This window comes from Klebsiella sp. JB_Kp042 (genome assembly GCF_040065275.1).
In the GTDB taxonomy this organism is placed as follows: domain Bacteria; phylum Pseudomonadota; class Gammaproteobacteria; order Enterobacterales; family Enterobacteriaceae; genus Klebsiella; species Klebsiella quasipneumoniae.
The window spans coordinates 168,816-182,779 of the sequence record NZ_JBEAJL010000115.1 but is presented as its reverse complement, the minus strand read 5'-3'; the positions used below and the strand labels follow the sequence as shown (position 1 = coordinate 182,779).

The following is a 13,964-nucleotide window of genomic DNA, read 5'->3' as shown; positions in this document are numbered from 1 at the left end:
TTACTTGTTCACGATGCCGGTGGAGGGCAACGCGTCGGGTACCGATCCAGAGTGGCGGACCGCCAGGGTCAGCAGGATAAGCATCCCCGCGCTGACCGCAGCCGGAACCGCAATAACGTAAAACAAGGTGCTAAAAGAGAGATTCATCGCCATCATCATGCCGCCGGAGAGCGACCCGACGATGGCGCCGCAGCGGCCCACGGCATTGGACCAGCTTACGCCGGTGGCGCGGCTTTGGGTGGGATAGAGCGTAGCGGTCAGGGCATTAAGGCCCACCTGGGAACCGCTGACGCCAATCCCGGTGCCGAAAATCGCCAGCGCCATCAGCCACAGCCCGTTTTCGCTTAAACCAATCATCACGATGCACAACGCCCCCAGACAGTAGCTCAGCGCCAGCACGCGGAAGGGATTAAAGCGGTCCATCAGAACGCCAAGCAGTAAAGCCCCAAGCGTACCGCCGATCTGAAACGCGGCGGTGACCCACGACGCATGCTGGAGATCGATCCCGCGATGGTTAAGCAGCGTCGGCATCCAGCTGGAAAGCAGGTAGATAATCAGCAGGCTCATAAAGAACACCACCCAGAGCATCAGGGTGATCGCCAGCTGGCGGCCGACAAACAGCTGGCTAATACTGCCCTTCGGCCCGGCTGCCGGTTCATCCAGCCAGAACCGGGTATCGGGATAGCGCTCGCCGGTGATAGCGCTGACCGTTCTGGCGATGGTGGCCTGCGGCAGCCCGCGGCGTACCTGCCAGCGAGGGGATTCCGGCAACACCCACAGCAGCGCGACGGCCAGCAGCAGCGGCAGGATCCCGCCCAAGGCCAGAATGCCGTGCCAGCCAATGCGCGCCACCAGCTGCGCGCTCACCACGCCACCCAGCGCTAAGCCGAGCGTGAAGCCGCAGAACATCAGGGTAACCAGAGCGCCACGGCGGCGGGCCGGCAGATATTCCGAAGTCATGGTAATGGTATTGGGCATCGCTCCCCCCAGCCCCAGACCGGTGAGGAATCGCAGGATCACCAGCATGTCAAGGCTGGTAGAGAACGCCGAAAGCAGACTGAACAAACCAAACAGCGCCACGCAGAATTCGATCACCCGTTTGCGGCCAAAGCGGTCAGAAAGCGGTCCGCAGAGCAGCGCCCCGGCGGTCAGCCCCAGCAGTCCGGCGCCAAACAGCGGCGCCAGATCGCCGGCGCTTAGCTGCCAGTGAAGACGAATGTCGGGGGCGATAAAACCGATGGCGGCGGTATCGAAGCCGTCGAGCATCACCACCAGGAAACAGCAGATAATCACACGCCACTGCAGCGCGCCCACCGGGGCGGCGTTAAGCAAGGTCTGTAGTTCACGTCGTTGAGCCATAATGATGCCTCAGTGCAGGTCAGGGTAGATGTTGTATTTATTTCTTTTATGTTGCGATTTTGTAATTATGGCGATGAATTGTACAATGGCTTTTCGGGCACAGACATAACCTGGAGGTTATCGACTGATGGCAAACTGGACGCAAAAACTGAAGCTACAGCATCTGAAAATGCTGGTGGCGCTGGGTGAGCAAGGGAACCTTACCCAGGTGGCGAAAATGATGAATATCACCCAGCCCGCGCTCTCCAAGTGGCTGACGCAGTTTGAAGACGAGGTGGGTATGCCGCTGTTTGAGCGTCACAGCAAGGGCCTGCGCCCTTCGGAAGGCGGTAAACTGCTGCTCCAGCACGCCCAGCGGCTAATCAACGACATGTCGCGCTCGCAGTACGAGATCGAGCGCTTTAAGCAAGGCGGGCTGGTCGGCAGCCTGATGATCGGCTGCTCGCCGGTGGCGACAGACTGCGTGGCGCAGGCGATCCTCGCCCTGCTCAACGAGATGCCGACCCTGCATCTGAATATCGAAGAAAAAGTGATGACCCCGCTGCTGCACGACCTGCTCTCCGGCGTGGTGGATGTGGTCGTGGGCCGGGTTGGCGGTCGCGCGCTCGAGTTGCCCCTCAACTATCGGGTGCTGTATACCGAACCAGTCTGTTTTGTCGCCCGCCCCGATCACCCGCTGGCCAGCCGGGCGCACCTGAGCTGGTCGGATCTCGCCGCCTGGCGCTGGATTGTCTGGCCCACCGGCACGCCCATTCGCCAGAGTATTGATAACGCGCTGGTGGATAACGGCGTGATGCTGCCGGAGAACACCATCGAGTCGGCCTCGATGAACGTCACCAGCAATTTGCTGCAAAACAGCAATATGATCTCTATTCTTTCCTTGCGGCTGGCGCAGCATTACGCCGAACATCGCCAGCTGGCCATTCTTAATTTGCCTCGTATAGAGCAAAAAGGTAGCGTTGGGGTGTTCTGGCGCAAAAGCGAAGTGCCCTCCCAGGCCCTCGCTCGCTTTCTGCACTATCTCGCCGAATAGGGTGTTCGCCGAATGACCTCTCGGTTCCCATTGTCTATGCCCGGGATGCGCAGAATTCATGATGTGATCGGTAGCACATTTTAGGGATTAATTGTATGATGAATTCAGTTCATCAAGGGTTAATACCATGAGTAAATCGCTGACTATTATCTGGCACTACCTGCGGGCTTTCGTCCTGATTTACGCCTGCTTATACGCCGGAATATTTATCGCCGGGCTGCTGCCCATCACCATCCCCGGCAGCATCATCGGCATGCTGATCCTCTTCGTGCTGCTGGCGCTGCAAATTATGCCGCCGCAGTGGGTCAACCCCGGCTGCAACATCCTGATCCGCTATATGGCGCTGCTGTTCGTGCCGATCGGCGTCGGCGTGATGCAGTACTGGGATCTGCTGCGCGCCCAGCTGGGGCCGGTCGTCATCTCCTGCGCCATCAGCACGCTGGTGGTGTTTGTGGTGGTGAGCTGGAGCTCTCACCTGGTGCATGGCGAACGCAAAGTGATTGGGCAAAAGGAAAAGAAAAATGATGCATGAAATCTGGTGGTCGCTGCCGCTAACCCTGATCGTCTTTTTCCTCGCCCGCAAACTGGCGGCCCGCTTTAAGTTCCCGCTACTCAACCCGCTGCTGGTGGCGATGGTAGTGATAATCCCGTTTCTGCTGCTGACCGGGATCTCCTATGAGCGTTACTTTGCCGGCAGCAAGATCCTGAACGATCTGCTGCAGCCGGCGGTGGTCGCGCTGGCTTTCCCGCTGTATGAACAGCTGCACCAGATCCGCGCGCGCTGGAAATCGATCATCACCATCTGCTTTATCGGCAGCTGCGTGGCGATGATCACCGGCACCACCGTGGCCCTGCTGATGGGCGCCACACCGCAGATCGCCGCCTCTGTTCTGCCCAAATCGGTGACCACGCCGATTGCCATGGCGGTGAGCGGCAGTATCGGCGGCATCCCGGCCATTAGCGCCGTGTGCGTGATTTTTGTCGGCATCCTTGGCGCGGTATTCGGCCATACCCTGCTCAACCTGATGCGTATTCGCACTAAAGCGTCGCGCGGCCTGTCGATGGGCACCGCCTCGCACGCCCTCGGTACCGCCCGCTGTGCGGAACTGGACTATCAGGAAGGGGCGTTCAGCTCGCTGGCGCTGGTGCTGTGCGGGATCATCACCTCGTTGATGGCGCCGTTTTTATTCCCGCTGATCCTTGCGGTAGTGGGATAAAATGTGACTCGTATCACATTTATTAATGCAACGATGAAAAGTTGCATTAGCAATGAGATGTAAATCACACTTGAAACCCCTTGACGCCCGTACACTGGTTTCCCATTACACTGTTATGAGGCAACGCTATGCACTCACGTTTTCAAGCTGCTTTGACGAATCTGGCAGCAGACCTGCAGGCGGCCATCGCCCCGATGCTCGCCGACCCGCACTTCCCGGCGCTGCTCGAGGCCGATCAGGTGGCGACGCTGCAACAGGCGACAGGTCTGGACGAAGACGCGCTGGCCTTTGCGCTACTGCCGCTGGCCGCCGCCTGCGCGCGCGCCGACCTTTCCCACTTTAACGTCGGGGCTATCGCCCGCGGCGTCAGCGGCCGCTGGTACTTTGGCGGCAATATGGAGTTTCTCGGCGCCACCATGCAGCAGACCGTCCATGCGGAGCAGAGCGCCATCAGCCACGCCTGGCTGCGCGGTGAAACCTCCCTGCGCGCTATCACGGTGAACTACACGCCGTGCGGCCATTGCCGTCAGTTTATGAACGAACTGAACAGCGGACTGGCGCTGCGCATTCATCTGCCCGGTCGCGAAGCCCATGCGCTGCAGCACTATCTGCCGGATGCCTTCGGCCCGAAAGACCTGGAGATCAAAACCCTGCTGATGGACCACCAGAACCACGGCTTCCCGGTCAGCGGCGATGCCCTGTCCCAGGCGGCGATTGAGGCCGCTAACCGCTGCCACGCGCCGTACAGCCACTCTCCTTCCGGCGTAGCGCTGGAGCTGAAAGATGGCACCCTTTTCAGCGGCAGCTATGCGGAAAACGCGGCGTTCAACCCGACGCTGCCGCCGCTGCAGGGGGCGCTGAATCTCCTCAGCCTCAACGGCTATGATTATCCGGACATCCAGCGGGCGATCCTGGCGGAGAAAGCCGATGCGGCGCTGATTCAGTGGGACGCCACCGTCGCCACCCTGAAGGCGCTGGGCTGCCACAATATCGAGCGCGTGCTGTTAGGTTAATCAGCCTGCGCGCCTGAGCAGGTGGCCGGATGACGGTTTCGTCTAATCCGGCCGACCTTTTATGCCGTTATGTTGTCGGGTGGCGCTCCGCTTACCCGACCTACCGTTCGCGCCATTGCGAGCTGAAGAGCGCGATGGCTGCTGAAACTGCCGACCTGACAGCCTCAAAGTCGCTGAGACGTTCCCGGAGGGCCGGAGAACAGGTTGCGGCTACGCCTTACCCGGTCTGGGATCGGCGATCGGTCCATATTGCTGAAAATCCCCGCAATTAAACGCGGGTTTCTTGCGCTTACCCGGCGGGTAAAGTAGCCTGAAGACTCCGTTGTCTATTATTGAGCCAAGTTCATGTTAAAGCGTGTGTTCTACAGCCTGTTAGTCCTGCTCGGCCTGCTGCTGTTGACCGTGCTGGGTCTTGACCGCTGGATGAGCTGGAAAACCGCGCCCTATATCTATGACGAGCTGCAGGACCTCCCCTACCGCCAGGTCGGCGTGGTGCTGGGCACCGCTAAATACTACCGCACCGGGGTGATCAATCAGTATTACCGCTACCGCATCCAGGGCGCGCTCAACGCCTACAACAGCGGCAAGGTCAACTATCTGCTGCTGAGCGGGGATAACGCCCTGCAAAGCTACAATGAACCGATGACTATGCGCCGGGACCTGATTAAAGGCGGCGTCGATCCGGCGGACATCGTGCTGGACTATGCCGGTTTCCGCACGCTCGACTCGATCGTCCGCACCCGCAAAGTGTTCGACACCAACGACTTCATTATCATCACCCAACGCTTCCACTGCGAACGGGCGCTGTTTATCGCCCTGCATATGGGGATCCAGGCTCAGTGCTACGCGGTGCCGTCGCCGAAGGATATGTGGAGCGTGCGGCTGCGCGAATTCGGCGCCCGCTTCGGCGCGCTGGCGGACCTCTACATCTTCAAACGGGAACCGCGCTTCCTCGGTCCTTTAATTCCGATTCCAGCGCAGCAGCACGACGTGCCGGATGACGCCCAGTCCTACCCGGCGGTCACCCCGGAGCAGCTACTGGAGCTGCAGAAAGAAAAGTAGCCTCCATCAACGCATCCGTTTCAGATATAAAAAAACCCGCGCCAGGCGCGGGTTTTTACTCAGGCAAAAATTACTTCTTACGGGCGTATTTCAGGGAATCCAGCGCCACGGCGAAGATAATGATCGCCCCCTTAATGATGTACTGCCAGTAAGGGTTAACGCCGATATAGGTCAGGCCATAGTTGATCACGGTGAAGATAATCACCCCGGTCACCACGCCGAATACGGTCCCTACCCCGCCGCTGAACGATACGCCGCCCACCACGCAGGCGGCGATGGCGTCCAGTTCGTACATAAAGCCGAGATTATTGGTCGCCGAGCCGATACGACCGGCTTCCAGCAGGCCGCCGAAGGCGTAGAACACGCCGGAGAGGGCGTAAATCATCAGCAGGTTCAACGCTACGTTGACCCCGGAGACCTTCGCCGCTTCCGGGTTACCGCCGATAGCGAAGATGTTTTTGCCAAAGCGCGTCTTGTTCCACAGGATCCAGACAAAGAAGACGGCAATCAGCGCGTAGAAGGTGATGTAGGACAGGCGGAACGAGCCCAGCGCCACAAACCCCTGCGCGAAATGGGAGAAATGGCTGTCGAAGCCGGAGATCGGCGACGCGCCCACGAAGTCGTAGTACAGCGAGTTAATGCCGTAGACGATGATCATGGTCCCAAGGGTGGTAATAAACGGCGTCACGTTCAGATAGGCAATGACGATCCCGTTAATCAGGCCGATGACCGCCCCGATGGCGCATACCAGCAGGATGACCAGCGGGATCGGCATGGTCGCCATATCCGGGAACACCTTGTTGGCATTATCCACCGCCTGCAGCATGGTCGCGGCAATCACCGCCGCCAGTCCCACCTGACGGCCGGCGGAGAGGTCGGTGCCCTGCGTGACGATCAGTCCGGCCACCCCGAGGGCAATAATAATACGCACCGAGGACTGGGTCAGAATATTACTCAGGTTGAGCAGACTTAAAAATGTCGGATCCTGGAAAATAATAATGGCCAACAGGACCAGAAGGACGACATATATCCCACCCTCTTTCAGGTAAGTGAGAAAACTCTTTTTATTTAACGCACTCATGTGAAGCCCCTGATCTTAAAGGTGCAATGACGCAAGACGCAGTATTTCGTTTTGCGTGGTGGTTTTAGTCTCAACAATGCCCGCGACCAGGCCGTTGCTCATCACCAGAATGCGGTCGGTAATCCCCAGCAGTTCCGGCATTTCGGAGGAAATAATAATGATCCCTTTATCTTTTTTAGCCAGCTCGGCAATCAGCTGATAGATCTCGAATTTGGCGCCGACGTCGATACCGCGCGTCGGCTCGTCCAGCATCAGGATCTCCGGCTGGGTCAGCAGCCAGCGGCCAATAATGACCTTTTGCTGGTTACCACCGGAAAGCGAACCAATCTGCGTATGCTGGCCGGGGGTTTTAACGCGCATAGAGTCAATGACCCATTGGGTATCGCTCTTCATCCGCGAGTTATCCAGCAAGCCGACGCTGTTTTTATATTTCTTAATATTGGAGATCAGCGAGTTAAAACCGATATCCAGATAGGCGTAAATCCCGGTGGAGCGCCGCTCCTCGGTCACCAGCGCAAAACCGTGGTTAATCGCCTCATTGGCGCTGTGGTTGTTGATCTTCTTCCCGTGCAGGGTGATGGTGCCGCTGGCCTTCTCACGGATCCCGAACAGGGTCTCCACGATGTCGGTCCGCTTCGCGCCCACCAGACCGGCGATACCGAGAATTTCGCCCTTATGCAGATCGAAGGAGACATCGCGAATGGACGGCTGGCGCAGGGAGGTAAGATTGCGCACCTGGAGGATCACTTCTCCCGGGGTGTTTTCGCGATCCGGAAAGCGCTGGTTGAGCGAACGCCCGACCATCATGGCGATGATCTTGTCCATATCCAGCCCTTCCAGCGGCTGGGTGGCGATCCACTGGCCGTCGCGAAGGATGGTAATTTCATCGCACAGCTGGAAAATCTCTTCCATTTTGTGCGAGATATAGACGATACCGCAGCCGCGATCTTTCAGCTTGCGGATGATCTTAAACAGATGGTTGACCTCTTTTTCCGTCAGCGAGGACGTCGGCTCGTCCATGATGACGATTTTAGCGTCATAGGAAAACGCCTTGGCGATCTCAATCATCTGCATCTGGGATACCGATAAGGTACCGACGCGGGCGCGCGGGTCGATATCAATATCCAGCTCATCAAATATGGCCTTGGTGTCCCGGTACATTTTGTCCTGATCGACAAACATACCTTTAGTGGGATAACGCCCGAGCCACATGTTGTCCATGACCGAACGCTGTAAGACCAGGTTTAATTCCTGATGTACCATCGAAATACCGTTTTCCAGGGCTTCTTTCGCCGAATGGAAATCGATCTCTTTTCCCTGAAAAAGAATGCTGCCGGAATCTTTTTGATAGATCCCAAAAAGGCATTTTAATAATGTCGATTTACCAGCGCCGTTCTCACCCATTAACGCATGAATGGAGTGCGGACGAACCTTCAGGTTGACATTATCAAGAGCCTTGACGCCAGGAAACGATTTGTTGATGTTGCTCATCTCCAACAAATATTCGCCTGACCGTTCGCTATTATTGCTGACCATAGTTATACCTGGCTGCGTTCATGCACGCCCCGTCCGGCGCAATAACGCCAGCAGGAGTCTGGTTCTGTATCAGGAATAATCGGGCGTGGATAACCCACGCCCGCAACTCACATCACGATTATTTGCCGGTAAACTGGCTCAGGTTGTCTTTATCGACGCCCACATAGGGGACGCGAACAATCTTGTTGTCAATTTTCCAGTTGGTGCCTGCCGCAGCGTCTTTCCCGTCGGCCAGGTTTTTCGCCAGATCGAAGGTCGCTTTCGCCTGGTTGTTAGCATCGTTCAGCACGGTACCGGCCATCGCGCCGGATTTCACCAGCGCCAGGGCTTCCGGCAGCGCATCCACGCCGAACACCGGAATGCTGCTCTTGTTGTGCGCTTTCAGCGCTTCAACCGCGCCCATCGCCATGGCGTCGTTGTTAGCGATCACCACTTCAATCTTGTTCGCATTCGGGCCGGAGAGCCAGGCGTCCATTTTGTCTTTCGCCTGGGCGGTATCCCACATGGCGGTGTCCATCTGCAGCTGCTGGGTCTTCAGGCCTTTATCATTCAGCTCTTTGATAACGTACGTGGTACGCGCTTCCGCATCCGGATGGCCCGGCTCGCCTTTCAGCAGGACGTACTGGATCTGGCCGTCTTTATTCAGATCCCAGTTCGGGTTGGCTTTCCAGTGCTTGGCGATCAGATCGCCCTGAATAATCCCGGACTCTTTCGAGTCGGTACCGACGTAATAAGCTTTGTCATAGCTATCCAGCGCTTTACGGGAAGGCTCTTTGTTGAAGAACACCACCGGAATGTTCTGCCCGCGCGCTTTTTCGATGACCGTTCCCGCCGCAGCCGGGTCAACCAGGTTGATCGCCAGGGCTTTCACGCCTTTCGCCAGCAGCACGTCAATCTGATCGTTTTGTTTCGACTGGTCGTTCTGCGAGTCATTCATCAGCAGCTGGACGTCAGGCGCGGATTTGCCATCTTTTTCAATCGCCTTACGCACCACCGACATAAAGTTGTCGTCATATTTATAAATCGTCACGCCGATACGGGTATCTGCTGCGTGTGCTGCGGCGCCAAATAACAGACCAGCCATTACAGCAGAGAGGGTAAACACCTTCTTATTCATGGAATCTCCGGTTTTATTATGCAGGGTCATTTTTGTGAAAAAGTGCGGGCGGGATTTGTTGCATTAGTGTTACCGCACAACGCATTTCACGACGAAAATTCGGTCTTCCGTGTCGGGTAACGCTCCAGAAAAATACGACTCTAATACTCGTTTAACGCCTTGTTCCTACTGAAGAAAGTGAGGATTTCCCATCACCTCGCGGTTCAGACTGGTAAACGCTGCCATCATAATCACGTGAATGTTAATATACTGTGAATTTACTCACAAATTGAAAGCGGTTACATCCCGCCGCCGCTTCAGTTAGTGATCGGCCCCACAGTTTGCCGCTGGGCAACGGAGTGACGGCGCACCAGGGTGGGCATAAAGCAGTGCGTCGCCTCGCGATCCAGCTTGCCGGCCGCCCCCAGCAGCGCCAGCTCGGTGGCCAGCTTCGCCATCGACATCACCGGATAGCGCACGGTGGTCAGCTGAGGATCGGTGTAACGGGAAATAGGAATATCATCAAAGCCAATCAGCGACAGATGCTGCGGCACGACAATGCCGTTGTCCTTCAGCGTGGTCAGCGCGCCGGCCGCCATGCTGTCGTTATAGGCGAACACCGCAGTGAGGCCGAGATTCCGCCCCAGCAGTTCGACCATCGCCGCTTCGCCGCCCTGCATGTCCGGGGAGCCGGAGCCGACCCAGCTGTCCGGGGCGATGATGCCCTGCTCCTGCAGCGCTTTGCTCCACCCTTCCCGCCGCATATCGTCGTCTTCAATGCCGTGATTGGAGGAGAGATAACCGATGCGCTGGTGGCCGTGATTGAGCAGCATGCGGGTAGCCATCAGCGCGCCGCTAACGTTGTCGAGGCCGACGCAGCGATGGGCAAAGCCCGGCACGATGCGGTTGATCAGCACCATCCCCGGGATATGTTGCATAAAGTCGCTCAGTTCAGCATCGCTGAGCGCTTTAGAATGGACGATCAGCGCCGAGCAGCGCTGGCGGATCAGCACCTCGATGGCATGGCGCTCTTTTTCCGCCTCGTGATAGCTGTTGCCGATCAGCACATACTTATGATGCTGCTGGGCGACGGTATCCACCGCTTTCACCAGCGCGCCGAAGAAGGCATCGGAGACGTCCATCACCACCACGCCGATGGTATCGCTGACCTGGGTGGCCAGCGCCTGGGCGTTGGCGTTGGGCCGGTAGCCCAGCTGGGTCACCGCTTTCATCACCACGTCGCGCGTATCCGGACTCACCAGCGCGCTATTGTTCAGCACCCGCGACACGGTGGCCACGGATACGCCCGCCTGGCGGGCGACATCACGAATGGTGATCATACTCAGCGACCTTAAGAGAATTACAGCACGTCACATTCACCTCCTGTGCTCAGCAAGGAGGCTATTCTGGCAGCGACCCGCGGTCCGCTACGTGAGTGAGGTCACACGGCTGGAAACGTTTACATCCGTTTTGTTAATGATTGTGATCGAGATCGTTATCTGGATGTGTCTTTCAATGATGTCCCTGACGCACGCAGGGTTAACTGACGCCACAGCCATTCCACCGGCCCCTGGCGGAAGCGGCGCAGCCAGAGTGATGACACGAGGAGGTTGACGGCCCAGATGGGGGGAACAAAGGCCAGCAGCTGCAGACGATCGAAGCGCATAAACAGCCCGAGATGATAAAACAGGGTGGTGCAGATCAGGGTCTGCAGCAGGTAGTTGCTCAGCGCCATGCGTCCGACGCAGGCGATAGCCCCCACCAGGCGGAAACGGCAGAGCTGCGGCCAGTAGCCCCAGGCCAGCGAGGCATAGCCGATAGCCTGCAGCGGAGCGCTCAGTTCACGCGGCGCCTGCAGTAAAAACGCGCACCAGCGATAGTCCCAGGCCAGATACCATTGGGCGACAATAGCCGGCACATTCACCGCCATCCCGGCTAGCACCAGCAGCGCGCCGGTGCGCCGATAGTGACGCTGGCTGAACTGCCCTTTCAGCCAGCCGCTGCGCATCAGCGCCGCGCCTATCAGCATCATCCCCGCCAGCTGCCAGCCATACTGCGCGCCGAGCGCCAACAGATTGTCCGACAGCATATCCGCCCGGTTGCTGACCGCCTCCATGCCGCCGTGCAGCTTCCAGTACTGCTCATACTGCAGATTGGCCGCGTCCGGTACCCAGGAGCGATTCGCGGCCGTCCCCGAGATAATCCCCAGCAGGACCAGCACCGCAATACCGGTGAGGTAGAGCACCACCCCGGTGTTAAACAGCGATTTAACATGCTGCGCCTCGCGCACCATGCGCCAGCTCACCAGCCCCACCAGGGCGTAGGCCAGCAGAATATCGCCATCCCAGAAGAAGAGACCGTGAATGAAACCAAGCAACGCCAGCAGGGTCAACCGCGACTGGATCCAGCGTTTGCCGCGGGGGAGCAGGAGCTGCAGACCGGCGCCAAACAGCAGCGCGAACAGGGTAAGAAACTTCACCTGCGCCAGCAGGTCAAGGATCGCCCAGGTCCAGGCGTCGCTGAGGGTCGCGCTTCCTGACCAGGCCGGATTGAGGTAAGCGGCCTTCGGCAAGCCGAAGGCGCTGATATTGAGAAGCAGGATACCGAGGATGGCGACGCCGCGGACAAAGTCCAGCGTGACATTTCTCTCCATGTACCCTGCTCCGTTTTAGTTGTGGTGACGTACTGCGCGCAGGAATTCCTGGCGGGTATTCTGGCTGGATTTGAACAGGCCACCGAGGGAGGTGGTGGTAGTGGCGCTGGTCGCGTCGCGGATGCCGCGCGCTTTCACGCAGTAATGCACCGCGTCAATGGATACCGCCACGTTGCTGGTGCCGAGCAGCGTCTGCAGCGCGATCAGGATCTGCTGCGTGAGACGCTCCTGGACCTGCGGGCGCTGGGCGAAGAACTGCACGATGCGGTTGATTTTCGACAGGCCGATCACCGAATCTTTCGGGATATAGGCTACCGTCGCTTTACCATCGATGGTGACAAAGTGGTGTTCGCAGGTGCTGGTCAGGGTGATATCGCGCACGGTGACCATTTCATCGACCTTCATTTTGTTTTCAATGACGGTGATTTTCGGGAAACGGGAGTAATCCAGTCCGGAGAAGATCTCATCGACATACATTTTGGCGATGCGATGCGGGGTCTCCATCAGACTGTCATCACTCAGATCCAGATTCAGCAGTTGCATAATCTCGGTCATATGACCGGTAATCAAACGCTTGCGTGTTTCGTTATCAATTTCTTGTACTGGCGCACGCATCGGCGTCTCCAGCCCACGAGCGACCAGCGCTTCATGAACGAGGACGGCTTCTTTACTCAGTGATGACATTTGGGTTTCTCCTGCAGGTGTGGCGCTCTTTGCTTTTTCTGGGGGCAAAGTTTGTATTCATTGTGCGTGAGGTGGCGCACAGAATCCAGTAGCCGTAACGATAATTATTGAAATTGGCGCTGCCTTTTATTAAGGCGCGAAGCCACGCCTCAGGCGCGACGCCAAATCCCTATCGCCGAATCCGGAATGATCCAACCGCTGTACGCATCCATAAGCGCCATCGCTACACCGGCATGTTGGCTATAAGTTGCATTAATGATGCAGTAAGTTCTCAAAAGGAGAAAGTGAAAGTTGCTCACCGGCTAATGAAATATCTGTATTATGAACGTTTACGCGCACATCCCTTCCGAGGAGCCTTGCATGGAACTGCTTGAAGAGCATCGCTGTTTTGACGGCCGGCAACAACGCTGGCGTCATCACTCCCCTGTCCTGAACTGCGCCATGACGTTCAGCATTTTTTTACCGCCTGAGCGCGAAACGCCGCCGCCGGTGCTGTACTGGCTGTCCGGGCTGACCTGTAACGATGAAAACTTTACCACCAAGGCGGGCGCTCAGCGCATTGCCGCCGCGCTGGGCATCGCGCTGGTGATGCCGGATACCAGCCCGCGCGGTGACGAGGTGGCCAACGATGACGGTTACGATCTGGGGCAAGGCGCTGGCTTCTACCTGAACGCCACCGAGGCGCCGTGGTCGGCGCACTACCGGATGTACGATTACCTGCGCGACGAACTGCCCGCGCTTATCCGCAGCGAGTTTACCGTCGGCGAACGCTGCGCCATCAGCGGCCACTCGATGGGCGGTCACGGCGCGCTTATCATGGCGCTCACCAATCCCGGCCGCTACGCCAGCGTCTCCGCCTTCGCGCCAATCGTCAATCCCTCCCAGGTGCCGTGGGGCAAGAAAGCGTTTACCGCCTATCTCGGCGCCGATGAATCGACATGGCGCGCCTGGGACAGCTGCGCCCTGATGCAGGCCAGCCAGCCGGCGGACGCGGTGCCGACGCTTATCGATCAGGGCGATAACGATCCGTTCCTCGCCGGACAGCTGCAGCCCGCGGTGCTGGCGGAGGTCGCGCGGCAGAAGGCCTGGCCGTTAACGCTGCGCATCCAGCCCGGTTACGATCATAGCTACTACTTTATTGCCTCGTTTATCGAAGACCATCTGCGTTTCCACGCGCAGCATCTCTTTAACTAAACGCAACCTGCGCCGCGACTCCACGTCGCGGCGCAG

The 13,964-nt window shown here is 57.9% G+C and carries 13 protein-coding genes; 6 read left to right on the top strand and 7 right to left on the bottom strand.

Annotation, left to right across the window (positions count from 1 at the left end):
* The gene (locus tag ABLV54_RS24845; protein WP_348814246.1) at window positions 1-1,359 is read right to left on the bottom strand and encodes an aromatic acid/H+ symport family MFS transporter; all 1,359 of its coding nucleotides are present in this window, start codon (window positions 1,357-1,359) and stop codon (window positions 1-3) included.
* Between the two features lie 127 nt (window positions 1,360-1,486).
* Between ABLV54_RS24845 and ABLV54_RS24840 the strand changes: the two genes are divergently transcribed.
* The 5 genes from ABLV54_RS24840 to sanA all read left to right on the top strand — a co-directional run bounded on the left by ABLV54_RS24840 (window position 1,487) and on the right by sanA (window position 5,684).
* Window positions 1,487-2,392, top strand: coding sequence for a LysR family transcriptional regulator (locus tag ABLV54_RS24840; RefSeq protein WP_214183938.1), 906 nt, complete (start codon window positions 1,487-1,489; stop codon window positions 2,390-2,392).
* Between the two features lie 127 nt (window positions 2,393-2,519).
* The gene (locus ABLV54_RS24835; protein ID WP_023290438.1) at window positions 2,520-2,924 is read left to right on the top strand and encodes a CidA/LrgA family protein; all 405 of its coding nucleotides are present in this window, start codon (window positions 2,520-2,522) and stop codon (window positions 2,922-2,924) included.
* Window positions 2,914-3,609, top strand: coding sequence for a CidB/LrgB family autolysis modulator (locus ABLV54_RS24830; RefSeq protein ID WP_004201621.1), 696 nt, complete (start codon window positions 2,914-2,916; stop codon window positions 3,607-3,609). Before ABLV54_RS24835 ends, ABLV54_RS24830 begins: the two co-directional genes overlap by 11 nt.
* Window positions 3,610-3,737: 128 nt before the next feature.
* Entirely contained in the window at window positions 3,738-4,622 is an 885-nt protein-coding gene (cdd, locus tag ABLV54_RS24825; RefSeq protein ID WP_248861008.1) for a cytidine deaminase, read from the top strand.
* A 345-nt stretch (window positions 4,623-4,967) separates the two neighbouring features.
* Entirely contained in the window at window positions 4,968-5,684 is a 717-nt protein-coding gene (sanA, locus tag ABLV54_RS24820; RefSeq protein ID WP_004201624.1) for an outer membrane permeability protein SanA, read from the top strand.
* A 70-nt stretch (window positions 5,685-5,754) separates the two neighbouring features.
* Here the strand turns inward: sanA and mglC are convergent, their stop codons facing one another.
* The 6 genes from mglC to folE all read right to left on the bottom strand — a co-directional run bounded on the left by mglC (window position 5,755) and on the right by folE (window position 12,734).
* Window positions 5,755-6,765, bottom strand: coding sequence for a galactose/methyl galactoside ABC transporter permease MglC (mglC, locus tag ABLV54_RS24815; RefSeq protein WP_002912871.1), 1,011 nt, complete (start codon window positions 6,763-6,765; stop codon window positions 5,755-5,757).
* 15 nt (window positions 6,766-6,780) lie between these two features.
* The gene (gene mglA / locus ABLV54_RS24810) at window positions 6,781-8,301 is read right to left on the bottom strand and encodes a galactose/methyl galactoside ABC transporter ATP-binding protein MglA (RefSeq protein ID WP_002912876.1); all 1,521 of its coding nucleotides are present in this window, start codon (window positions 8,299-8,301) and stop codon (window positions 6,781-6,783) included.
* A 118-nt stretch (window positions 8,302-8,419) separates the two neighbouring features.
* On the bottom strand, window positions 8,420-9,418 hold the full coding sequence (gene mglB / locus ABLV54_RS24805) for a galactose/glucose ABC transporter substrate-binding protein MglB (RefSeq protein WP_023290441.1): 999 nt from the start codon (window positions 9,416-9,418) through the stop codon (window positions 8,420-8,422).
* 296 nt (window positions 9,419-9,714) lie between these two features.
* A complete protein-coding gene (gene galS, locus ABLV54_RS24800) occupies window positions 9,715-10,737 on the bottom strand; it encodes an HTH-type transcriptional regulator GalS (RefSeq protein ID WP_023290442.1) in 1,023 nt (340 codons plus the stop codon).
* A gap of 155 nt (window positions 10,738-10,892) precedes the next feature.
* Window positions 10,893-12,050, bottom strand: coding sequence for a DUF418 domain-containing protein YeiB (yeiB, locus tag ABLV54_RS24795; RefSeq protein ID WP_044524213.1), 1,158 nt, complete (start codon window positions 12,048-12,050; stop codon window positions 10,893-10,895).
* Between the two features lie 15 nt (window positions 12,051-12,065).
* Complete coding sequence (gene folE / locus ABLV54_RS24790) at window positions 12,066-12,734, bottom strand: GTP cyclohydrolase I FolE (protein ID WP_023290444.1); 669 nt, start codon at window positions 12,732-12,734, stop codon at window positions 12,066-12,068.
* Between the two features lie 360 nt (window positions 12,735-13,094).
* Here folE and fghA point away from each other — a divergent pair, with 360 nt between their 5' ends.
* Window positions 13,095-13,928, top strand: coding sequence for an S-formylglutathione hydrolase (fghA, locus tag ABLV54_RS24785; RefSeq protein ID WP_072413739.1), 834 nt, complete (start codon window positions 13,095-13,097; stop codon window positions 13,926-13,928).
* Window positions 13,929-13,964: the final 36 nt, after the last annotated feature.

Excerpts from the sequence above, each read along its gene's own strand:
- ABLV54_RS24845 (WP_348814246.1), bottom strand. The coding sequence starts at position 1,359 with ATGGCTCAACGACGTGAACTACAGACCTTGCTTAACGCCGCCCCGGTG.
- ABLV54_RS24840 (WP_214183938.1), top strand. The coding sequence starts at position 1,487 with ATGGCAAACTGGACGCAAAAACTGAAGCTACAGCATCTGAAAATGCTG.
- ABLV54_RS24835 (WP_023290438.1), top strand. The coding sequence starts at position 2,520 with ATGAGTAAATCGCTGACTATTATCTGGCACTACCTGCGGGCTTTCGTC.
- ABLV54_RS24830 (WP_004201621.1), top strand. The coding sequence starts at position 2,914 with ATGATGCATGAAATCTGGTGGTCGCTGCCGCTAACCCTGATCGTCTTT.
- cdd (WP_248861008.1), top strand. The coding sequence starts at position 3,738 with ATGCACTCACGTTTTCAAGCTGCTTTGACGAATCTGGCAGCAGACCTG.
- sanA (WP_004201624.1), top strand. The coding sequence starts at position 4,968 with ATGTTAAAGCGTGTGTTCTACAGCCTGTTAGTCCTGCTCGGCCTGCTG.
- mglC (WP_002912871.1), bottom strand. The coding sequence starts at position 6,765 with ATGAGTGCGTTAAATAAAAAGAGTTTTCTCACTTACCTGAAAGAGGGT.
- mglA (WP_002912876.1), bottom strand. The coding sequence starts at position 8,301 with ATGGTCAGCAATAATAGCGAACGGTCAGGCGAATATTTGTTGGAGATG.
- mglB (WP_023290441.1), bottom strand. The coding sequence starts at position 9,418 with ATGAATAAGAAGGTGTTTACCCTCTCTGCTGTAATGGCTGGTCTGTTA.
- galS (WP_023290442.1), bottom strand. The coding sequence starts at position 10,737 with ATGATCACCATTCGTGATGTCGCCCGCCAGGCGGGCGTATCCGTGGCC.
- yeiB (WP_044524213.1), bottom strand. The coding sequence starts at position 12,050 with ATGGAGAGAAATGTCACGCTGGACTTTGTCCGCGGCGTCGCCATCCTC.
- folE (WP_023290444.1), bottom strand. The coding sequence starts at position 12,734 with ATGTCATCACTGAGTAAAGAAGCCGTCCTCGTTCATGAAGCGCTGGTC.
- fghA (WP_072413739.1), top strand. The coding sequence starts at position 13,095 with ATGGAACTGCTTGAAGAGCATCGCTGTTTTGACGGCCGGCAACAACGC.